The organism is Amphritea balenae, assembly GCF_003858655.1.
GTDB lineage: Bacteria > Pseudomonadota > Gammaproteobacteria > Pseudomonadales > Balneatricaceae > Amphritea > Amphritea balenae.
The window spans coordinates 110,908-132,903 of sequence record NZ_RQXV01000009.1; the positions used below are offsets into that span (position 1 = coordinate 110,908).

At 50.5% G+C, this 21,996-nt stretch carries 24 protein-coding genes; 17 read left to right on the forward strand and 7 right to left on the reverse strand.

Features of this window, described 5'->3' with window-relative positions:
- Window positions 1-134: 134 nt before the first annotated feature.
- From EHS89_RS15600 to EHS89_RS15615, 4 genes are read right to left on the reverse strand one after another with little or no spacing between them, the layout of a single operon-like run.
- Entirely contained in the window at window positions 135-1,397 is a 1,263-nt protein-coding gene (locus tag EHS89_RS15600) for a bifunctional molybdopterin-guanine dinucleotide biosynthesis adaptor protein MobB/molybdopterin molybdotransferase MoeA (RefSeq protein WP_124927092.1), read from the reverse strand.
- A 34-nt stretch (window positions 1,398-1,431) separates the two neighbouring features.
- On the reverse strand, window positions 1,432-2,250 hold the full coding sequence (locus EHS89_RS15605; RefSeq protein ID WP_124927093.1) for an ABC transporter substrate-binding protein: 819 nt from the start codon (window positions 2,248-2,250) through the stop codon (window positions 1,432-1,434).
- Window positions 2,247-3,023, reverse strand: coding sequence for an ABC transporter ATP-binding protein (locus EHS89_RS15610; RefSeq protein ID WP_124927094.1), 777 nt, complete (start codon window positions 3,021-3,023; stop codon window positions 2,247-2,249). The genes EHS89_RS15605 and EHS89_RS15610 overlap by 4 nt, the downstream gene beginning before the upstream one ends.
- Window positions 3,020-3,772, reverse strand: coding sequence for an ABC transporter permease (locus EHS89_RS15615; RefSeq protein ID WP_124927095.1), 753 nt, complete (start codon window positions 3,770-3,772; stop codon window positions 3,020-3,022). Before EHS89_RS15615 ends, EHS89_RS15610 begins: the two co-directional genes overlap by 4 nt.
- A gap of 351 nt (window positions 3,773-4,123) precedes the next feature.
- Between EHS89_RS15615 and EHS89_RS15620 the strand changes: the two genes are divergently transcribed.
- From EHS89_RS15620 to EHS89_RS15665, 10 genes are all read left to right on the forward strand, one after another.
- Window positions 4,124-4,897 carry a cyclohexa-1,5-dienecarbonyl-CoA hydratase gene (locus tag EHS89_RS15620; protein ID WP_211340352.1) on the forward strand — a complete coding sequence of 258 codons (774 nt, stop codon included), beginning with the start codon at window positions 4,124-4,126 and terminating at the stop codon, window positions 4,895-4,897.
- A 2-nt stretch (window positions 4,898-4,899) separates the two neighbouring features.
- Window positions 4,900-6,060: a benzoyl-CoA reductase subunit C gene (bcrC, locus tag EHS89_RS15625; protein ID WP_124927097.1), complete on the forward strand. Its 1,161-nt coding sequence runs from the start codon at window positions 4,900-4,902 to the stop codon at window positions 6,058-6,060.
- Window positions 6,061-6,062: 2 nt separating this feature from the next.
- Window positions 6,063-7,373 carry a benzoyl-CoA reductase subunit B gene (gene bcrB, locus EHS89_RS15630; RefSeq protein WP_124927098.1) on the forward strand — a complete coding sequence of 437 codons (1,311 nt, stop codon included), beginning with the start codon at window positions 6,063-6,065 and terminating at the stop codon, window positions 7,371-7,373.
- Between the two features lie 12 nt (window positions 7,374-7,385).
- A complete protein-coding gene (gene bcrA / locus EHS89_RS15635; protein WP_124927099.1) occupies window positions 7,386-8,699 on the forward strand; it encodes a benzoyl-CoA reductase subunit A in 1,314 nt (437 codons plus the stop codon).
- Between the two features lie 3 nt (window positions 8,700-8,702).
- Window positions 8,703-9,542 carry a benzoyl-CoA reductase subunit D gene (gene bcrD / locus EHS89_RS15640; RefSeq protein ID WP_124927100.1) on the forward strand — a complete coding sequence of 280 codons (840 nt, stop codon included), beginning with the start codon at window positions 8,703-8,705 and terminating at the stop codon, window positions 9,540-9,542.
- Between the two features lie 58 nt (window positions 9,543-9,600).
- Window positions 9,601-9,849 carry a YfhL family 4Fe-4S dicluster ferredoxin gene (locus tag EHS89_RS15645; RefSeq protein WP_124927101.1) on the forward strand — a complete coding sequence of 83 codons (249 nt, stop codon included), beginning with the start codon at window positions 9,601-9,603 and terminating at the stop codon, window positions 9,847-9,849.
- A 26-nt stretch (window positions 9,850-9,875) separates the two neighbouring features.
- Window positions 9,876-10,826, forward strand: a complete 951-nt coding sequence (locus EHS89_RS15650; protein ID WP_124927102.1) for a GNAT family N-acetyltransferase — start codon at window positions 9,876-9,878, stop codon at window positions 10,824-10,826.
- A 113-nt stretch (window positions 10,827-10,939) separates the two neighbouring features.
- Window positions 10,940-11,665: a 3-oxoacyl-ACP reductase FabG gene (fabG, locus tag EHS89_RS15655; RefSeq protein ID WP_124927103.1), complete on the forward strand. Its 726-nt coding sequence runs from the start codon at window positions 10,940-10,942 to the stop codon at window positions 11,663-11,665.
- Window positions 11,666-11,763: 98 nt separating this feature from the next.
- Window positions 11,764-12,264, forward strand: coding sequence for a MerR family transcriptional regulator (locus EHS89_RS15660; protein ID WP_124927104.1), 501 nt, complete (start codon window positions 11,764-11,766; stop codon window positions 12,262-12,264).
- A 65-nt stretch (window positions 12,265-12,329) separates the two neighbouring features.
- The gene (locus EHS89_RS15665; protein WP_124927105.1) at window positions 12,330-12,836 is read left to right on the forward strand and encodes a ferritin family protein; all 507 of its coding nucleotides are present in this window, start codon (window positions 12,330-12,332) and stop codon (window positions 12,834-12,836) included.
- A 409-nt stretch (window positions 12,837-13,245) separates the two neighbouring features.
- Here the strand turns inward: EHS89_RS15665 and EHS89_RS15670 are convergent, their stop codons facing one another.
- A complete protein-coding gene (locus tag EHS89_RS15670; protein ID WP_124927106.1) occupies window positions 13,246-13,557 on the reverse strand; it encodes a hypothetical protein in 312 nt (103 codons plus the stop codon).
- 112 nt (window positions 13,558-13,669) lie between these two features.
- Between EHS89_RS15670 and EHS89_RS15675 the strand changes: the two genes are divergently transcribed.
- The 5 genes from EHS89_RS15675 (at window position 13,670) to EHS89_RS15695 (ending at window position 17,228) form a co-directional block, all read left to right on the forward strand.
- Window positions 13,670-14,158, forward strand: a complete 489-nt coding sequence (locus EHS89_RS15675; protein WP_124927107.1) for a DUF695 domain-containing protein — start codon at window positions 13,670-13,672, stop codon at window positions 14,156-14,158.
- 99 nt (window positions 14,159-14,257) lie between these two features.
- A complete protein-coding gene (locus tag EHS89_RS15680) occupies window positions 14,258-15,373 on the forward strand; it encodes a hypothetical protein (RefSeq protein WP_124927108.1) in 1,116 nt (371 codons plus the stop codon).
- Window positions 15,374-15,457: 84 nt separating this feature from the next.
- Window positions 15,458-15,742 (forward strand): hypothetical protein, encoded by a 285-nt coding sequence (locus EHS89_RS15685; RefSeq protein WP_124927109.1) that lies wholly within the window; start codon window positions 15,458-15,460, stop codon window positions 15,740-15,742.
- A 456-nt stretch (window positions 15,743-16,198) separates the two neighbouring features.
- Window positions 16,199-16,771, forward strand: coding sequence for an ankyrin repeat domain-containing protein (locus EHS89_RS15690; protein WP_124927110.1), 573 nt, complete (start codon window positions 16,199-16,201; stop codon window positions 16,769-16,771).
- An 82-nt stretch (window positions 16,772-16,853) separates the two neighbouring features.
- Window positions 16,854-17,228, forward strand: a complete 375-nt coding sequence (locus tag EHS89_RS15695; protein WP_124927111.1) for an SMI1/KNR4 family protein — start codon at window positions 16,854-16,856, stop codon at window positions 17,226-17,228.
- A gap of 670 nt (window positions 17,229-17,898) precedes the next feature.
- On the opposite strand, the gene EHS89_RS15700 is transcribed toward EHS89_RS15695, so the two are convergent.
- On the reverse strand, window positions 17,899-18,759 hold the full coding sequence (locus tag EHS89_RS15700) for a 2-oxoacid:ferredoxin oxidoreductase subunit beta (RefSeq protein WP_211340353.1): 861 nt from the start codon (window positions 18,757-18,759) through the stop codon (window positions 17,899-17,901).
- Window positions 18,760-18,761: 2 nt separating this feature from the next.
- Complete coding sequence (locus tag EHS89_RS15705; RefSeq protein ID WP_124927112.1) at window positions 18,762-20,486, reverse strand: 2-oxoacid:acceptor oxidoreductase subunit alpha; 1,725 nt, start codon at window positions 20,484-20,486, stop codon at window positions 18,762-18,764.
- Between the two features lie 258 nt (window positions 20,487-20,744).
- On the opposite strand from EHS89_RS15705, the gene EHS89_RS15710 reads away from it, so the two are divergent.
- Together EHS89_RS15710 and rsxA are read left to right on the forward strand one after the other, a co-directional pair.
- The gene (locus EHS89_RS15710) at window positions 20,745-21,332 is read left to right on the forward strand and encodes a hypothetical protein (protein ID WP_124927113.1); all 588 of its coding nucleotides are present in this window, start codon (window positions 20,745-20,747) and stop codon (window positions 21,330-21,332) included.
- Window positions 21,333-21,357: 25 nt separating this feature from the next.
- Window positions 21,358-21,939: an electron transport complex subunit RsxA gene (gene rsxA, locus EHS89_RS15715; RefSeq protein ID WP_124927114.1), complete on the forward strand. Its 582-nt coding sequence runs from the start codon at window positions 21,358-21,360 to the stop codon at window positions 21,937-21,939.
- The last annotated feature ends 57 nt before the right edge of the window (window positions 21,940-21,996 follow it).

Genomic DNA, 21,996 nt, shown 5'->3' on the forward strand with positions numbered 1-21,996 from the left:
GTGATGCAGCTGCATACCTTCATTTACAGTAGCGCAGGCTAACATGTTATCTGCTGGTGCCTCAGCCTGAAGCTCCGGTAACCCCAAACAAGCTGCATTCAGGTTTTTCTCTTAAGTTTTAAGCTCTGTTCGCATCACAGTAAGCCCTTCATAGGCTGCACCCAGACCGGTTGCCCTGGTTCCACCCCAGCACATTCAGGACCCAACACGATCAGACAGTCGGCACGACTCATCGAAGTTAGTATGCCCGAACCCTGCTGGCCGGTGGTACGCACTACAGGTCGCCCCTGCTCATCCGTTTCGATTATGCCGCGCAGAAACTCACTTCGTCCTGGCTGACTTTTAAGACGCTGCTGACAGGGAAGCTGGAATTGCTGTGGTTGCCAGTGTGAATCCCCCAGTAGCTTTTTCAGTGCCGGTTTTACAAACTGCAGGAAGGTAATCATTACCGCCACAGGGTTACCGGGCAAGCCGAAGAACAGCGCGTCTTCCACACGGCCAAAGGCTAAAGGGCGTCCGGGTTTGATCGCCATCCGCCAGAAATCTACCTGACCCAGCTGATCCAGCGTATCTTTGACATAATCCGCATCACCAATAGAGACGCCACCCGAACTGATAATAACGTCGGCCTGGCTGCTGGCCTGCTGAAAGGCCTCCTCCAGCACTTCGCGTTGGTCGGGTATCACTCCTAACTCAATCACCTCAACCCCCAGGTCACGCAGCATAGCGGTGACGGTATACTGATTGCTGTCGTAAATCTGCCCGCCCTGAAGCGCTTCGCCGGGGCTGCGAATCTCATCACCGGTGGAGAAGTAGGCCACCCGTGGCTTTCTCAACACCTCAACTTCGGCTAATCCCAACGAAGCGATAAGGCCCATTTCTGCAGGCCCCAACCCTGCACCAGCGCTCAGAGCCTCCTGACCTTTACCCAGATCCTCCCCCGCCAGACGCAGGTGCTGCCCCTTTCTGACACCCGCAGGAAAACACACCGTCTCACCGGTGCGACTGCTGATCTCTTTAATAACGATGGTATCCAGCCCTTCAGGGATCTGGGCGCCGGTCATGATCTCTACACACTGCCCTGGTCCCACCGCACCGGAAAAAGGATGACCAGCCAAAACACTGGCGATAACCTGTAGGCGAGTATCACCTTCGGCTGACAGATCCTGTGCACGTATCGCATAACCATCCATCGCCGAGTTATTATGGGCTGGCACATCAATCGGCGATATCAGCGCTTGGGCCAGCGTGCGCCCCTGCGCTGAATCAAGCGTCACCGTTTCACTCTCAGTCAACGGTGCAACGGCACCGAGAATGCGCGCCAGTCCTTCATCAATACTCAGCATCTTTGTTGACGAACTGCCAGTACAGCAATCATTTACCACAGCGTCTTTCATAGTGACCTCCCGGACAGCTTAAGCGATGGATGAATTAACGTTTATTAGGATGAAACAGCGCTTCACCGTTTATCTGAAAGGCCGCTATCGCCTGCTGCCCCGGCGGAGACACTAACCACTGAATAAAACGATTCCCTTCGGTTTCCTTGATATGAGGATGCTTTTGCGGATTCACCAGAATCACGCCATAAGGGTTGAATAACCGTGAATCCCCCTCCACCATCACCTGCAATGAGCCTTTATTCTTAAAGCTCAGCCAGGTCCCCCGGTCGACCAGGGCATAAGCATTCATGGCACTGGCGGTGTTGAGGGTTGCTCCCATGCCAGAGCCGGTTTCCCGATACCAGGCACCAGCATCAGCTCCCGGTTCTACAGCGGCTGACTGCCATAAACCCAGCTCTTTCTTATGGGTCCCGGAGTCATCGCCACGGGAGACAAAAGCAGCAGACGACTTCGCTACTTTTTTCAGCGCAGCAACCGCATCACGTAAGCCCTGAATACCGGCACTGTCTTGCGCCGGCCCGACGATCAGGAAATCGTTATACATCACATCCTGACGGCTAACGCCGTGCTGATCAGCGACAAAACGCTCTTCTGAGGGACGATGATGTACCAGTAAAACATCGGCATCACCGTTACGGGCCAGACGCAGTGCCTGTCCCGTACCGACCGCCACTACCCGCACTTCGATTCCTGAAACCCTGGTAAACTGAGGCAGTATGTGCGCAAACAGGCCTGAGTTCTGGGTTGAGGTGGTCGAGGCCAGTGTGATGTAATTTTGCCCCTGAGCCAGACTCGCCAATAAAAGCAGGCTAAATGAAAGTAATAACCCAACAGGTGAAAACCGCTTCATTGGCATATCTCCTTTTTTGATCCGGGTTTATGTAACGGGTGTTTAGGATGCCACCAGAGCAGCTCTCCACCGAGAAATGCCCGGGCGTGCTCATTCTTAGGCTTATCAAAAAACTGATCGGCCGGGGCATGCTCAAGCAAACGACCCCGGTGCATGAATAGCACTTCGTCCGCGATACGTCGGGCCTGCCCCAGATCATGGGTAGTCATAACAATGCGTGTCCCGGCAACATGAATCGCTTCAATAATCTGTTCCACCAGATGCGTCGCTGGCGGGTCGAGACTGGCTGTTGGCTCATCCAGAAACAGGATCTGTGGCTTCAGAGCCCAGACCCGTGCCAGAGCCAGGCGCTGCTGTTCACCATAAGAGAGCGCGTGGGCAGGATAGTCAGCAAAACGGCTGAGCCCTGTACGCTGTAGTACTTCATCGATAATCGCTTCGCGCTCAGGCCGGGCAACTGAGCGAATTGAGAGGGCATAGTCAACATTGGCGCGGACGGATCGACGAAGCATCACCGGTCGCTGAAATACCATCGCTTGTTGCCTGGCAGAATCACGGTCACCACCGCCCTGCCAGATAATCTGTCCCGATACCGGTTGCAACAAACCATGGCAAAGTCGCAGAAACAGACTTTTTCCTGCCCCGTTAGGACCGATAATAATGCTGCGCAGGTTCTGCTCGAAGGTACAGGAAACATCTTTAATCAGCCGTTTGCCCTGCACCTCAAAATTGACCGCCCTGAGCTCCAGCGGCAATATACTTTGGCTTGTCATCTGACGTTCTCCTTGATCGGACTGCGGAACAAGGTAGGTTTATTGATTGGATTATTTAGCGAGGCAGGTTTATTAATCAGATATGCCAGTGCATTGACTCCGACTGAGAGGAATATGAGCACTCCTCCCAACCCCAGCGCCAGTGCCAGGTCGCCTTTGCTCACTTCCAGGGCAATGGCGGTGGTCATTACCCGGGTGACATGATCAATATTTCCCCCGACAATCATTACCGCGCCAACTTCTGCGATGGCGCGTCCAAATCCCGCTAACATCGCCGTGACCAGGGAATAGCGCCCATCCCAAAGCAGTGTTGGCAATGCCTGCCAGGGCGTGGCTCCCAGCGATCTTAGCTGTTCTTCATATTCGCTCCACAGCTCTACAACTATCTGGCGGGTTAAAGCTGCAATAATAGGCAGCACCAGAATTACCTGGGCAATAATCATTGCAGTAGGGGTAAATAGCAGCCCCAGAACACCTAACGGTCCGGACCTGGAAAGTAATATATATACGACTAACCCAACCACAACCGGCGGCAAGCCCATCAGGGAATTCAAGCCGACAATAATAAATTTACGTCCAGGGAAGGTGAAGATTGCCAGTGCAGCGCCCAATGGCATACCCACAATGATCGCAATGAATACTGCCACCAGACTGACCGACAAAGACAGCATCACTATTTCAGCCAGCTCATGATCGAGACTGATCAATAGCGAGAAAGCAACACCAAAAGCTTCTGAAAATTCAATCATATAGCCTCCCCGTCGATCAGATTAATTTCATTGAATACAGACCCGCACCTGAAAAATATTAAGAAACCTTTCTACGGCAAAGGAAGCGACTGAATATCCAATTATTGAAAGCTCTCCATCAGCTGTCATCGCTCTACTCGTATCTCACGATGACATACTTCACCGTCTAACCTCCACCGCCACCATTACCACCGTTCCGCCTAGCAGAACGGTCGATATACAAAGCCTTTATCACGCCACAAAAACATGTTGACGCTAACGTTAACATTGCCATAAGATGCACTAAAGTTCATATCAAGACAGTACGACAGGAACAAAACTGCATATTCTAACAATAACAAAAGGACCACAATGATGAGCGACAGCCCGCTAAGAGTCTGGTTAGAGAAGGAGGACCGCTTACTCCGGTTACGCCTGTCTCGACCCAAGGCCAACATTGTCGATGCGGCAATGATCGAAGCTCTGAGCGCAGCACTCGATAAACACTTGGGCTCTGCCAAGCTAACTGCGGTGATCCTCGATGCCGAGGGTTCGCATTTCAGCTTTGGCGCCAGTGTTGCCGAGCATATGCCCGACCAGTGTGAGGTGATGTTAAAAAGCCTCCACGCACTGATCACTCAGATGTTGGATTGCCCGGTACCTATTCTGGTGGCGATTAAAGGTCAGTGCCTGGGCGGAGGGTTGGAAGTCGCTCTGGCTGGCAACCTGTTGTTCGCCCAAGCCAATGCCAATATGGGTCAACCTGAGATTAAACTGGCGGTATTTGCCCCCGCCGCTTCCTGCCTACTGCCTGAGCGCATCGGTCAAAGCCAAGCCGAAGACTTACTCTTCTCGGGCCGCAGCATCGATGGCAACGAAGCCCTGCGTATCGGCTTGATTAACGAGATCAGCGAGGATCCATCCGCCGCTGCCGAAGCCTATTTTGATACCCATTTGGCATCGGTCAGTGCCAGCTCATTGCGCTTTGCTGTGCAAGCCGCCAGTGCTGACAGCATTGAACGAATCAAACAAAAACTGGCAACAGTTGAAAACCTTTACCTCCAGGAACTGATGGCGACCCACGACGCTGTAGAAGGTTTACAGGCATTCGTCGAGAAACGCACTGCAAATTGGGAGCACCGATAGTTATGAGTACAGTAGATATTATTAAACGCTGCGAAGAGTTGTACGAAGATACATACTTCACCGCAGCCCGCGAATGGAAAGCCGCTGACCCTTCTCGCAAGGTGATCGGTTACATGCCGGTCTACGTACCGCGTGAGATCATGCACGCCGGTAACATGATGTCATTGGGTATTCTGGGTGGCGGCGACAACCTCGAAGTCATCCACGGCGATGCTTATTACCAGAGTTACATCTGCCGTATCCCCCGCTCCACCATCGAACTGGGCAAGACCGGCCGTTTGGATTTCGTCGACGGCATGCTGTTCCCGAGCATCTGTGACGTTATTCGTAATCTGTCGGGGATGTGGAAACTGATGTTCCCTGAGACCTATGTTCGTTATTTCGATGTTCCGCAGAACTACCAAGACGACATCGGTGGCAACTACTACGTTGCTGAACTGCAGGAACTGCGCGAAGGCTTAGAGAAACTTTCTGGCAACAAGATCACTGACGAGGCGATCCGTAATTCAATCCAGATCTACAACATAAACCGCAACCTGATCCGTGAGCTTTATGACCTGCGTTCTGAGATGCCGCACAACGTATCCAGTAACGATGTCTACCTGCTTAACCGGGCTGGTATGGTAATACCGGTTGAAGAGCACAACGAAATGCTGCGCGATTATATGGATGCAGCGATGCGCCTGGATAATCCGAAACGCGATAACTGCCGCATCATCATCAACGGTTCATTCTGCGAGCAGCCTCCGCTGAACCTGATCCGCTCGATCGAGTTGGCCGGTTGCTACATCGTCGACGATGACTACATGCTGGTAAACCGCTGGTTGCTGAACGAAGTGCCGAGCGAAGGCAATCCGTTACAGAATCTTGCCGATGCCTTCATACACGAATCAGCCGACTCAGCAGCCAAGTACTGTGACCGCCATGAAGATGTCGGCATGTACCTGCTAGGTACAGTCAAGGAGCGCCAGGCTGAAGGCGTTATCTTCGCCGCGCCAAGTTTCTGTGACCCGGCACTGTTAGAACGACCGATGCTAACCGACCGTATGAAGGAACACGATATCCCACATATCTCGTTCAAGTACGCCGAGAACTCCGGACAGATGCAACCGATCCGTGAGCAAGCCGGTACCTTCGCCGATTCCATCAAGCTTTGGAGCTAGTCATGAGTGCAAACATTGAAACCTTAGATCCCCAAAAAGACTCCTCGATGCTGATGCAAAAGGAGATGATCAATTCCAACTACGATGCCCTGACAGATACCGCCAATAATGGCAAAAAAGTCTGTTCAACTTTCGTGCCCGGCAACCTGAACGAGTTGATCCAAAGCTTTGGCATGCTCAACAACCTGCCAGAGACCAACGCCATCCAGAATGCCATGCGGCAACAGAGTGGCGGCATGATCCAGAGCGCTGAGCGGATGGGTCATTCAGAAGATGTCTGTACCTACGTTAAGGCCGACATCGGCATGATGAGCAAAGGTAATATTGCCCCTAATGGCAAACCGATGCCCAATCCCGATCTGCTGCTGCTCTCCTATACCGGCTGTTTCACCTTTATGAAATGGTTCGAGCTGCTGCGTCAGGAGTACAAGTGCCCGACCGTCATGTTGCAGGTACCTTATCAGGGCGACGGCGAAGTCACCCAGAACATGCGTGACTTTGTGGTCAAGCAGCTTAAAGAAGAAGTGATCCCGGCGCTGGAGCAAGTCAGCGGCAACAAGTTTGATATCGATGCATTGCGCGAGCAGATGCGCCGCTCCGCCCAGGCCGAAGACGATCTTGTTTGGGTCCTGGAAAGCGCCAAGAACAAACCTAGCCCGATTGATGCTTATTTTGGTGCGATCTACTATCTCGGACCGATGTTTACCGCCTTCCGGGGTACTCAACAAGCGGTCGATTACTACAAGGTTCTACGCCAGGAGATCGAACAGCGCATCAAGAACGGACAGGGCCCGATAACACCGGGTGGTTCAATGGGCAAAGAGAAGTATCGTATCGTCATGGAAGGACCACCTAACTGGACCAACTTCCGTGAGTTCTGGAAGATGTTTTACGACGAAGGCGCGGTGGTTGTCGCCAGTACCTACACCAAGGTAGGCGGCGTTTATGACCAGGGCTTCCGCCACGATGCCGACAATCCTCTCGAGTCATTGGCCGATTACTGCCTGGGCTGTTACACCAACCGTAACCTGCCCAAGCGTGTCGATATGCTGGAGAAATACGTCAAAGACTACGAGGCCGATGGCCTGCTCATCAACTCGATCAAGAGCTGTAACAGTTTCTCTGCTGGTCAGTTGATGATGATGCAAGAGATCGAGAAGCGAACCGGTGTACCGGGTGCCTTCGTCGAAACCGATCTGGTTGACCCGCGCTACTTCTCGGCAGCAAACGTCAAGAACCGTCTGGAAAGTTACTTCCAGATGATTGAGCAACGCCGTCAGGGCCAAAGCAACATGATCGCCAGCGCGCGCTAACAGGAGCCAGCTATGAAATGTTTTATCGGAATTGACCTGGGATCGACGACAACCAAAGCGGTTGTCATGGATGATACCGGCACCCCGCTCGGGCACGGCATCACCAACTCCCGCTCCAACTATGATACGGCGGCGTTGGTTGCTAAGACCGAAGCGCTGATCAGCGCACGTCTGGTGCTATTGCGCCAGGAACTAGACAAATCATCAGGCCTGTCGTTGAGTACCGACGACACCATCGACATGCTGGAGCGGCACTTCCGTCTGGCCCAGTTCCTGGTCCAGTTGAAGAACCTGCAAACGCTGTGTGATGAAAAAGCAGCTGAGGGCAACTATAAAGAAGACCCCGCTACATTAGGCAAAGCGCTTGATGGTACCTTCGCGTCACTACAAGTCGAGCTGTCCAAACTGTTCGAGCCCGGTGCCGAGCGCAAGTCAGACTTCTTCCGTGATCTGGCCGGTACCGTCTATATGGAGGTCGCTGAGGCAGAGGCGGACAAGCTCAAGATCAACTCGGATACATTGATCAACATCTACGATAAGTCGATCATCGAAGTTGAGAACATTCCACCCGAAGTGGATATGAGCGGAACCTTTATGGCGGCACTCGACAGTACCCTTAACGCAGATGAGATCCAGACTACCGATTTCGGTCAGGTTCAGTCGGCACTGACAAAAGTACTCGATATCGAACTCGAAGAAACCTACGTGGTCGGTACCGGTTACGGCCGCGCCCGATTGCCGTTCCCGAAAGAGCACATCCGCTCTGAAATCCTATGTCATGGTCTGGGTGCGCATCTGATGTACCCCAAGACCCGTACTGTACTCGATATCGGTGGCCAGGATACTAAGGGTATTCAGATCGATGAGAGCGGGATCGTCGTCAACTTCCAGATGAACGACCGTTGCGCCGCTGGTTGTGGCCGCTACCTGGGCTACATCGCTGACGAGATGCAACTCGGTCTGCACGAGCTTGGACCGCTGGCGATGAAGTCGACCAAGAAAGTATCGATCAACTCGACCTGTACCGTATTCGCCGGTGCCGAATTGCGAGACCGCCTGTCATTAGGTGAGAAACGCGAAGACATCATCGCCGGTCTACACCGTGCCATCATTCTGCGCTCCATGTCTATTCTGTCCCGCTCCGGCGGCGTCGATAACGAGCTGACCTTTACCGGCGGCGTTGCCAAGAACGAAGCGGCGGTTAAAGAACTACGCATTCTGGTTCAGGAAAACTACGGCGATCTGAAGATCAACATCGATCCCGATTCCATTTACACCGGCGCACTAGGGGCAGCAGAATTTGCCCGCCGCGCAGTGGAGGCATAAACCATGATTACTGCAGGTATTGATTTAGGTACGGGTGCCGTTAAAACGGTACTGTTCAAACACGAGAACGGCAAAGTCGAATGGCTGGCCAAACGTAACGATCGGATTCGGACCCGTGACCCATTGGAGCTGTCGGAGTATGCCTACGACCAGTTGCTCAAGGACAACGGTCTGACCCGCGACGATGTAACCTATTGCGCCACCACCGGCGACGGCGAGAATATCTCGTTTCGCACCGGTCATTTCTACTCGATGACCACTCACTCACGCGGTGCGATCTATCTTGATCCGGAAGCGACCGGGGTACTGGATATGGGCGCACTGCATGGTCGGGCGATGAAAATCGACAACCAGGGCAAGGTACTCAACTACCGCATGACCAGCCAATGTGCATCGGGTTCGGGACAGTTTCTGGAAAACATATCGCGTTACCTGGGTATCGCTCAGGATGAGATCGGCACCCTGTCACGCCAGGCCGACGATCCTGAAATCGTCTCCAGTATCTGCGCGGTACTAGCCGAGACCGATGTTATCAACATGGTATCGCGCGGCATCTCTGCGCCGAATATCCTTAAGGGAATTCACCTATCGATGGCGGGTCGCCTGGCTAAATTGCTACGGGTGATCAAGGCTACCGACGGTGTTGTCCTCTGTACCGGAGGTTTGGCGCTGGACAGCGGCATGATTGATGGCCTGAACGAGTCGATGCAGAAGCTGAAGCTCAAGGGCGTAGCCCGCAGCCACGAGGATTCCGCATACGCTGGAGCAATCGGTGCCGCCTTATGGGGTGCGTTCCGTCACGAAAAACTACAAAAACTCGAGTCGCTGGCTAAAGCGTCTTGATCGGGCGCGGCTTATTGATGAGCCGCCCATAAATATTCAATAGCACAGGAGAACGACCATGGCCCTAATCATTCATGAAGATTGTACCGCTTGTGATGTCTGTGTACTGGAGTGCCCGAACGACGCAATCAGCGAGGGTGACGGTATTCTTTACGTCATTGATGCTGAGAACTGTACCGAGTGTGTCGGCGCTCACGATGAACCGCAGTGCCAACTGGTTTGCCCGGCTGAGTGTATCGTTAGCGATCCAAATTACCAGGAAAGCCAAGAGCAGCTGCAGGCCAAATACGATCGTTTGCACGGTTAAATAACCGCAACAAAGGACAGTCACCAATGACAGAAAATAACGTAAAGGTCCGGGCGCTAAGCCCGGACGACCTGGAAGCGGTCGTTGCGCTGGATCAGCAATTCAGCGGCGCGCCGCGACAAGACTTTTTCAGTAAACGACTCAAGGCTCAACAACAAAACCCTAATACCTTTATCTCGTTAAGCGCCGAGTTCGAAGGCAATATTGCAGGCTTTGTCTCCTGTCAGATGCTCGAGGGTGAATTCGGCGGCACCGCTCCGATTGCGGTACTGGATGCAATCGGTGTCGACCGGGAATACCAACGCCGCGGCGTAGGTAATACGCTTTTCACCCGGCTGATCGATGAAGTTCGTCAACTGGGCGGTAGCGAGTTGCAATCGGTGGTTAAATGGGATCAACCTGACCTGTTGCGGTTCTTCTCTGACGCCGGCTTCGAGTTGGCCAACCGTAATGTGCTCGAACTCGCTACTGACGCCATGACAGAATCCGAGGCCGAAGAGATCGATCTGTCGCGCGACCGGATACCGATGCGCAGCCTGACCGAACAGGATCTCAATTCGATTATTCGCATCGACCGTCATATCACCGATTCGGATCGCACCGCATACTATCAACGCACCGTCAGCCAGGCACTCAATGAGTCCGGTATCCGGGTGTCGTTAGTTGCCGAAAAAGATGATCCGGTTAAGGATAAGCTTGCCGACATTCGCGGCTTTATTATGGCGCGGGTGGATAACGGCGGCTTTGGTCTGACCTGCTCCGAAGCGGTGATCGATACCATCGGTGTTGACCCTTCAGCGCGGGACAACAATATCGGCCAGGCGTTGGTATCACAGCTCGTGACCAACCTCAAAGCGCTACATGTGGAATCGATCCGTACCGAGGTGCCCTGGGACAATTTCAATCTCAATGGTTTCTTGCAGCAGTGTGGATTCCGGCCAGCGCAGCGCCTGGCGCTTACCTGTCCGATCCACTGACAGACTGTTAACGACTAATCAGTAGTGCCTAGGAAAGGTGCGATCAAGGGACTTATTCGCACCTTCCCTAATATTACAGGCGCCTCTTTTTCACAACCAACAGCGGAAACCTTATGTCATTCGAACAACTTTACGATCTCAGTGGCAAAGCTGCTGTTGTCACCGGTGGCAGCCGAGGCATCGGCCGTGCAATCGCTCTAGCGCTGCATGCCCGCGGTGCCCAGGTGCACCTGTTTGACGTCAGCGAGCAGAACCCTAATGCTGACGATCCATTCAGCTATCACCAGGTGGATATCAGTAATTCTGAAGCAGTAAATCAGGCTGTAACAGCACTACCGGGTAACTGCACCATATTGGTTAACAACGCAGGTATCACCCGCGATCGCAGCCTGGCCAGGATGGCCGATGACGAGTGGCAGTCAGTGATCGATATCAACCTTGGTGGAGCCTTCCATATGATCCGTGCCATGGCGCCGATCATGCGTAACGCCGGACACGGGCGTATCGTCAATATCACATCGATCAACGGCATCCGCGGTAAATTTGGTCAGGCTAACTACAGCGCCGCCAAAGCGGGGTTAATCGGACTGACCAAAACAACTGCGCGCGAGCTCGGAGCTAAAGGAATAACAGCCAATGCGATCGCCCCGGGGATGGTGATGACCGAAATGGCCAAACAACTACCACCCGAATATATCGACAAAGCCCAGAACGAAGCGCTGGTTCCCGAACTCGCGCTGCCCGAAGATATCGCCAATGCGGTGCTATTTTTAGTCTCGGATGCCGCACGTATGATTACCGGCGAAGTGATCCGGGTGGATGCCGGTCAATACGTTTAACAACGCAGGTACTGGCAAACACAGCCTGTCATAACAGTTTCGCTAACACAAAAGTTATCGTAAAATCGTGGTTAACGGTGCTATTTAGTAGATCTATCATGCTGCGACAATACGCGCCGGACAATAACCCTATAGTAACGAGTGAAGACCAGCATACTGTGACCGATCTAAAACATGAAACAGAATCCGAGGCCGATAATTCGGCGACGGAGACAAACGAAATAAGCTACTCGATCACCCAGTTATCGCAAGAGTTCAACATCTCATCGAGAGCGATTCGTTTCTATGAAGACAAGGGCTTATTAAATCCCGACCGAAGCAAGTACCGCCGCGCCTACAGCAAACGTGACAGGGTCAGGTTGATGCTAATTCTGCGCGGCAAGCGGGTCGGCTTCTCACTCGATGAGTCACGCGAACTATTCGATATCTACGACTCGGGCACCGACGAAGCCACCCAGTTACAGCACTGGTTCAAACTGCTGCAGAAACACGAAGACCGACTGGAACAGAACAAGCGTGATATCGAAGAGCTACTGGTAGAGGTTAAAAACGCCAAATCCCACTGCCAGGAATTTATAAAAACGGCCGCTACCGAATAAACCTCCCGGTTTAGACCTATCAGTTTAGGCAAGGGTAGCGCATTCAACCGACAAGGAATCTGCCGATGAATAGCACTGCCACAGCCCCCCACTCTCATACCGCCTTGATTAGCGGTTCGATAAGTCTCAAAGCAGAGATGGCAGAATGCTATGCTGAGCTGGCCGAACAACTGGAAAACTGTAACAACTCCGAAGCCGCCACCACCTTTCACCTGCTTGCCCAACATCAACAGCAACATGTTCAAGAGCTCGAAATACTGGCTGCAGACTTAGACCTGTCTCAGCTCTCCCCTTTGACCTTTAACGTCGATCAGGAATCCCCCGCCGACGATATCAACGCCAACTCACACTACCTGATGACGCCCTACCATGCCGTCGAACTGGCGCTCAACGTCGAGCAAAGTACTTTAAAGGCACTGCTTTCGCGCATCGATATGGAAAAGGATCTTCACTCTCCACACCAACAAGAACATGCACAACACATCCAGACCCTGCGTCAACTTCTGAGCACCCTGCCACAGCCTGACAACCACTGGGATGAAGACCTAGACCCGCCCAATCTGGACGATTAAAAAAACCTCAAAGCACCACCTGATTTTATTAGGGGCTAATACCCGAATAAGAAAGGTGCTGCACAGGTTAAGGTGAAATGAACGATTTACCCCAGTAGCCCAAAGCCATGTTAAGAGCTTGTTTTACCACGGAGTACACAGAGAGCTCAGAGAAGAGCGTAATGATATGTAAAAGAAAGATACCTTTCCCGCTAATGCGTGATGAACCAAAAGAAACTACGCCCTGAGCCACGATTCGTTTGCGTTCTGCTGGCTACAAAAAACCATCAACTTTAAGCCACAATAAAAGAGTTTCATCTTTAGGGCCCACACTGTTTGCTCATGCGATTTGATGACCAATGAGCCTTTAACTTAGAGGCGTTTTTTGTTTGTTCTGAGGCCTGATCTGAGCCAATAACGGACATGTTCATCAGTGATTGATACGACGTGGTAGAGCTTTTCTTAATCCTTCAAGGACTTTGCTCCAACCCATTCGTTTTTTCCATAATTTGCCATTTACCCACACGTTATAGCAATCAATGCGGTTACTACGATATAGTTCTAATCGATGGGTAACAGGAATACCCGTATCATAGTCTGTTATTTCAATTAATCTGCGCAGCGCAGGTAATTCAGGCGGGTATTCAGGATGAACACCATTAATCCTTTTTTCCTCTCTGGCAACTCTCGCCTTCGCGAATTTAGTAACAGACTCCTGATACTCTCGGCTTCTACGATACATAGCTTTTCCCATCCATGGATTTAGAATGTACCGTGTAAGGTAGCAAAGCTTGCAAGCTTTGCTACCTTACACGGGCTCACTAATAAAGTTGTTATGTTTCATGGAGAGTTCCGTGCTAAAGAAATTATTTAGTAAAAAGGAAGACCTAAAAGAGAATGAGGTTCGTGTTGTCATCCCCGAAGAGGAGTTTGGCATTCTCGAGTGGAAAGAAGATGATTTGCCTTGTATTGGGGTCCTTAACTCTGCGCTAAAAGATTTCGAACCAAAGAAGATATTTAGTTGGCACTTATCCGTTATCATTGATTACGAAGAGCTTATTGAAAAAGGTATGCCATCTCAGGAAGAGCGAGGTATCGTAGATCCTTTCTGTGACCAGCTAGATGAAGAAATCAAAGCTGGTGGGAATGCGCTTTTTCTTATTCGTGAAACTTGGAACGGTACACGCAGAATGGTGTGGCGTGTCTATGATCCAGAAATAGCGGATGCACATTTAAAGTACATACTAGAGCATCACCGCTATCCTAGGCAGTTCGATTATCACATGGCGCAAGACATGGAATGGGAGCAGGCTAAATGGTACTTCGATCAAATAAAAACATAACAAGAAAAGGCAGCATCGCCCTACGGGCTGGACGGCTCCGCCGCCGCTGCTTTTGGCGTTATGCTTCAACCTAGCTATGGAAGTTGATCACAGGTAAATATGGAAAAAGATACTGAAACATCGACTCAGCCTACTGTGAGTTTTTCTGAACTTCCAAAAGAAACGCAAGACTTGGTGCGTAAAGCACAGCTTAAGCACAAAATATCGGAGCAATATCATCAGCAATATTTTGGAGATACTCCATCAGTAAATGGCGTTCATGTATATGGCCGCATGTTGGTATCAGTGCGTGGAAATATATATCAGTCAAATGATCCTGATTTCGACTGGGAGACACCCGCAGACTTTCTCGTATCGTACTTAAAAAGTAGTTTTGGAGATCTTTGGTTAGAAGAGGAACTAGCAAAAGACTATAGGGAAATGCATGAAGTTGCTAAGTGGTATACAAAAGGTGTTCCAAATCTAGAAGAGAATGCCTCAGATCGTTGGGGAAAGCCAAATGGCAAAGCTTTATCATTGCTTCACTTAGCTTATGACCTTTTTGTCCTTGAAAGTGTAGATCAATTACCAGACTTTATTCTTAATCGGCTTAGAAATAAACAGAATTTTAATGGCTCTAGGTACGAGCTTTTTGTATTCGCCACATTAATTAGAGCTGGGTTCACATTAGAGCATAGCGATGAGAAATCTGGCAAAAACGGTCGTGTGCCAGAATGTTTGGCTATTCATACCGAAACAAATCAAAAAGTTTATATCGAAGCTAAAACTAGGAATGTAAAGAATGTGCTTGGTTCTAGCCAAGGGAAGTCGAAGAAGATAAGGCTTTACGACAAGCTTAAAGACGCAATGCAAAAGAATGTCGATGGACCTTACCTTATATTTGTCGATGTTAATCACCCTAATATGAAGGCAGAAAAAGGACATCGTGAATTTGAAAAATTAAGGTCTGAATATAGAAAGCTAGAGAAATCACACAAAGAATCAATGCCAAATTTAGTGTGCTTTACAAATATCCCTTTTCACTATGGCGCAAACGGCACGTCTCCAGGTAGCAACATGATAGGCTTCATGATTCCACGTTATCCAAAATATAAAATGCTAAACAAAGTGTTACAAGAATTGGATTCATCATTAAATAAATATGATTACCTGCCTAAAGAATTTCAAGAAAGCAGTGAACATGCAGATCGTATACTTGATAATGTCAAAGCATAACAAGGCAATGGTTCAGATTTTTGTAAGCTCCGGCTTCGCCTCCACTTACAAAAACAGCACATTGCGGCGTTAAGCATACAAGTCATGCCAAGGATTAAATCAGCATCAGAGAAGGCAGCCGGGAAGTTAATCTCTGCTATTCAAAAAGAATGGGGAGAAGAACTAGGTTTTCCAATTGCCGAAGAAAGTGAAGACGTTATGGGTTTGGCTCATAGCCTCTTACAGGCTAGAACTTCCAGTAAAATGAAGGAAGTCCTCGATGGGGCAACAATTACCCAATATCTTGGCGAAGAATGGGTGAGCAATCACCCAAGTGTAATTCCGGCTATTGAAAGTTTAATTAAAGCCATGGAGCAAGAAGATGCTTAACCAGGCAAAGCAGCGGACGTCCTAAATCGTCACACCTTTTGCTTGCGCAAAAGCTGCGCCAATTTGCTCCGACCACTGTTTGCGGCGTTATAACGCTCTAAGATTTTTAATCTGAGTTCAGTTATTATCAGGTAATCACTGCCACCCGTTGGCAGTCCAGCATCAAGGATGTGCTGTGTATTCTCTTCAGCGATTTTGTTCCTGGTGCCATAGGTAAGTTTGCAGTATCGGCACCGCCTTCTCAGTCATTCGGGTGTGCCATCCAGCAGGCTTTTATTAGCGGGACAGCATTGCAGTTCTGGCCCAATATTAATGAGCATAGGCACATTACATGGAAGTAGTTAATACAGCAGTTCGCTTCTATAACAAGGCAAGCCACGAACACCCGCAAGCGGGTTGGACTCGTCGCTGCGCTCCTCGCCCGTGCTCGCGGCGTTAGGGTTCTAGTACCGAATTATGCATAAATTACTTATTACAGTCATAGTCCTTTTTCTCGTGTCAGGGTGCATCGAGCGTTCGTGCCAAGATAACTTGGATCCTAGCACTCCTTTTAATAAAGCCATCGCAGCACTGATTGACGACAAAGATGATTCTGAAGTGTTCGTACTTCTGAAAGATGGCCTTAATGTCAATTACCAAAATGCTTGTGGTGCCAGCCTTCTTCACATGGCTGCCATAGGTGGGCAACAAGCGTTAGCTGACAACCTTCTACAACGTTCAGCCAACCCAAATATTGTAAACTGGCAAGGCCAAACACCTGTATTCATGGCTGCAAATTGGTCAGAGAATGGTATTCTTTTAAAGTTATTGGAATCAGGGGGTGACCCCAACATTGTCGTTAAAAACGACACTTCCATCTACAATACTCCTTTATTAATAGCTACTGTAAATAACAACGTAGAGAGCGTCAAAATTTTAGTATCACACGGTGGCGACATAAGTTACGTCAATACCAAGGGAATATCAGTATCTTCACTAGCTAAGGAAAAAGGCTTTCTCGAAATACTGGAGCTTTCGCGCAATGATTAACCCTAACAAGTTACAGCAGTTTACAGCCTACGGCTGTCGGACTCGCTCTACTCGCCGCTGTGTAAGGCGTTAGGCATACGCAATGGCACAGTCAGTAGATATAAAATTTATTGAAAAAGCAGAGGCAGAACTCGGCGTCTCCTTGCCCAATTGGTATAGAGTTTCTATGCAGTCCTTAAATGGGGGTAGCGTAAGCTTCGGAGGTGAGGCTTGGGAGTTATACCCAATTCTGGATTTGACAAATAAAAAGAGTATTCGGAAAACCGGCGACAACTTAGTTTTGAACCAGAAGTCAGCTCAGGACTGGCCTGGCTTTCCGAGCAATGCTATTGCCATAGGAGAAAACGGAACTGGCGACCATATCGTGCTACTTATCTTGGATGGTGGCATTGCAGATACTAGGGTATACCACTGGCTCCATGAAACAGGAAAGTGCATTGATGTCACCAATGCCTAACAAGGCGGTGTTGTCGCCTTCGGCTGGGACTGCCATTCCGCTGGCGCTCCATGTCAGCCCCAAACCACGGCTTTAATAGACATTAGATCAGTATGTTAGAAGTAATACGGACTATTACTGTTGGACTTCTATTCGTTCTCTATCTTTTTGAATATGCGACAGACTTGGCTAATGAAAAGAACAGATTTTTTGTGAGTTGTGTTCTTCTAACAGCTACATCATGCATGATTTATTTTTATGATGTGCAATCAGTAACTGATAAATTTTCTGCTTTGTTGGTGGCTGTGTTTTTTGTAAGCGGCATATATTTCTTTTATGCAATAACAACTTGGATTCGTAGAAATGCCAATTAACCAGTCAAGGCAGCGAGGGCGCTTCGCGCCGGGACACGCAAATGCGTGCCCCTGCTTGAGGCGTTAATGACTCCATTGGGTTTTAAGCTTGGTTTTACCTCGTTTCCACGGACAGTCAGTTAAGAGCAGTCTGAGTTAGCTTACGCTCTTCTCTGTGTCCTCTGCGCCCTCTGTGGTGAAACAAGCTCTTAACATGACTCTGGGCTACTGCGGTAAACCGCTCATATAACTCATTCCCCCAACCGGCGATAAGCCATAAAAACCGCCTGGTAAGGCGGTTCTTTATCAATGACCAGGCAGGCTCTTCAATAACAAGCTTACACGGCGAACTGCTCTTCAAGCACTTCTAAGCTATCAACCTGTGCCTTAAGGTCTGGCTGATAGGGTTTCCTATTGCCCTTATACAGCACACCCAGGTTTAGATTGTCGTCGGTCATCAGTCGTCTGGCAGCTTGGGCCGGATCACTGGTAGCCTCCACCGGTGCTTGTCTGACCTGCTTTTTCCATTCCAACTGATCACGATTGTAGGTGATACAAGGACTAAGGATATGTACCAGCGAGAAGCCAGGATGCTCGATCGCCTGTTTCAGGATCGGCACGGCGCCATTAGCGTCGGTACCCGATACACGGGCGATAAAGTTAGCACCCGAGGCCAGCCCCACCACCAATGGATGGAACGGATTGATACCGGTTCCGCCAGGCGTCAGTTTGCCCTTCTCCCAGTCGGGTGCGCTGGTGGGCGAGGCCTGACCTTTGGTCATGCCGTAGAGTTGGTTATCCATCACAATATAGGTCAGGTTAACGTTACGCCGACAGGCATGGAGAAAATGGTTACCCCCGATCGAGAAACCGTCGCCATCGCCGCTGGCTACGATAACAGTCTGATCCGGACGCGAGACTTTAAGTCCGGTCGCCAGTGGCAAAGCCCGGCCATGCACACCATGAAAACCGAAGGTTTTCAGGTAAGCGGGAATCCGTGACGAACAGCCGATGCCGGAGATCACCGACACCTGCTCAGGTGACAGTTGTAGCTCGGCCAGTGTCTTGGTCAGCGATAGCAGCACCCCGTAGTCGCCGCAACCCGGACACCATACTGGCTTGACCCCTGACTTATAGTCCTTGGCCGCCATGATCTGGCAACCCCCTTCGGATAAATGTGTTCCTGTAGTCGCAATCATGATCAGCTCCACTCGCTAAGGGTTTTAAGAACATCGGATGGACGGATAGCCAGAGGTCCCGGCACTGCCATCGAACGGACTTGCGCATCGATATCATATTGAGCACGTAAATAGCGATAAAACTGTCCGCTATGACTCTGTTCAACTACCAATACTTTACTGATTCCCTGTAACGAATCGGCCAATTTCTCTGGCTGAGCCGGTGACAGTAAACGCATGGCGATCAAACGTACCTTCTTACCCTCAGCCTGCATAGCGGCTACCGCTTCACTGGCAGCACCGTAACTCGATCCCCAGGTCAGTACCGCCACCTCAGCATCGTCGCTACCTTCTATTTCGGCCCAATGGCTTGAGAACTCATAATTGGTCAGTTTATGCAGTCGCTTATCCATCTGTAGATGGTGATCATCGGCTTTACTGGAAGGTAATCCTGTCGGCGTATGCGCCAATCCATCGGCACAGTACTGACCGCCAGCCTGCCCCGGAATCGACATAGGTGAAATACCTGATTCGGTATTGGCATAGCGTTGATAGTCTTCATCCAGCGTTGCCGGCACCTCGCGTTCGGCTACCATTCCCACATCTTGCTGTCTTGGAATGATCGCCCGGGTCTGTCCCAGCGCCTGATCCGATAACACGATGGCAGCCGTTTGCAGCTTCTCGGCTAACACCACCGACCATTGAGTAGTGAATACACAGTCGCCGATAGTTAATGGTGCCAACACCAGATGCGGGGCATCACCATGAAGCCCGTAGAGGGCGATATTCAGATCCGATTGTTCAGACTTGGTTGGAATACCGGTAGAGGGGCCTCCGCGCATCACATCGATAACCACAATCGGGGTTTCTGATGCGACCGCCAGTCCAATCGATTCCATCATCAACGCCAAACCAGGGCCAGAAGTGGCCGTTAAAGAGGGTGTGCCGCCAAAGGATCCACCGATAATCTGGGTCACCGATGCTAATTCGTCTTCAGCCTGTACCAGCGCGCCACCCAGCTTAGGTAACGCCGGTGCCAACCACTCAAGCACTTCGGTGGCCGGGGTAATCGGGTAGGCGGCAACAAAACGCACCCCGCCACGAACCGCACCTAAACCACAGGCTTCGTTGCCGGAGATATTCCAGCGTGCTTCCTGACTGGTAGTCTCGGCCTCGGTATTGACCGCCAGGCTATTAAAGCTAGGCAGCGCCTTGGCAGCCTCCATACCCGCACGTACCGACTCCATACCCGCGCTGACCGCATCTGCTCCTTTACGGCCTAAAGCCTTATCGATCACCTGGGCGACGGCCTCTTCGGGTAATCCCACGATAGCTGCCGCAACGCCCAGCGCCACCATGTTGGGACGGCCACCGCTGACGCTCTTGGCTATTTTGGGTAGATCCAGTTGAAACTGCTGTCCAGCCGCTTCGGCGAAAATCGCAGGTGCCTCGCCTGGGCCAACAATTAAACTATCAGCGTCGAGCGGGATCTCAGCGGCAAAACGATCGGCGTTTTTCCAATCAATCCCCAGCAAAATATCATAACGATCCTGATGAGCTAACACCGGCTCCGACGACAAGCGCAACATTGCTGCCGCCTCTCCGCCTCGTATTTGTGGACCAGCAGATCGGGTCATCATCCCGAACCAACCTGCACGACCTGCCGCCTCTAACAGCAAGTTACCCGCAGTCATTACACCTGAACCGCCACTACCAGTCATGGTGATGGATATAGAAGGTACCGTCATATGGGTTACTCCCCGTGTATTGGTTAAGCGATGACGCTCTTCTGTGTTAAAGGCATGACCGCAAATGAACTTGAGTGAAGGTCTTCGTGGCGTTCCATTTTAAACTTGACGCTAACGAGAACATTAATCTAGTATAATCACAACTTAACGCCAACGTAAACATTTACTTTTCATTAAGCAGAATGTTTCTTAGCCACTCGACATCAGGCTTTAAAGGCGAAACAAAAACAGTCATATTTCAACAGGTTGGAAAACTCTATGGCATATAACAATAAAACTATCCAACGCCTGCACAATGACCTATTCACCCTCATCGGATGGCTAGAGCTACTGGAGGAGGAGCAGCAAGTCAGCTGCTACCAGCATCTTAAAGTACAACCTACTCCGGTACGGATGAGTGCCATACTGGCCGGTTTAGAGACGTCCCTGGAACAGATGGCGTATAGCTTTATGCTCGAAGAGGAGCAGCTTTTTGAACTACTAAAACAGTCATCCAAGCGCTCGATCATTGCCAACCTCAAACCACGCAGACGTGTGATTTCAACGCTGATTTATCAGCTACTCAACAGCATCAAAGCGTTGCGTTTATCGTTGCAGTCACCTGCTACGAAATCTGTAATTGACAGCCCGCAGAGCCATGGCGAAGACTACTGGGATGATGCGTTAAGACTCGCTCCGTCACTGAACAACCGGCTAATTCGTTATCTGCAAGCCGCAGAGTCAAGCTACCTGCCAGAGATCGACTATTTACTCGATCCGTCTGACGATCTGGAGTTCAGCAGTGATTTATCGATAACGGCTATGGAGTTAGGCCAGGCCATTATTCCATCAAATTACTACCACTAGACGCACCCCGGATCGGAGAGGATAGATGAACGAATTCTTTATTCTGCTACTCGGAACAGCGCTGGTGAACAATGTAGTGCTGGTGCAGTTTCTGGGGCTATGCCCCTTTATGGGAGTCTCCAGCAAGATCGATTCAGCCATTGGTATGGGGCTAGCCACCATGTTCGTACTGACCTTGGCGACCGCCGCTAGCTGGCTGATTGAGCACTATATTTTGTTGCCGCTGGAGGTCGAGTTTCTGCGTATTTTGAGCTATATCCTGGTCATTGCGGGTGTGGTTCAGTTTATTGAGATGTATATCCGTAGCCTGAGTCCTACGTTGTATCAGAATCTGGGAATTTTCCTGCCGCTGATCACCACCAACTGCGCCGTACTCGGTGTCGCGTTACTCAACACACAGCAGAACAACAGCTTTCTACAGAGCGTGATGTATGGCATCGGCGCCTCGCTGGGCTTTTTGTTGGTACTGGTCATGTTTGCCGGATTACGTGAGCGTCAGGCACTTGCCAGCACCGCCAAACTATTTGACGGCCCCCCCATCGCCTTTATCACCGCAGGGTTACTGTCGATGTCGTTTTTAGGTTTTTCCGGTTTGCCACTGCAGTGACACTGACGATCTGGCGCCACCATCATTCAAACTCAATCCAGGCACAATAAAAATAAC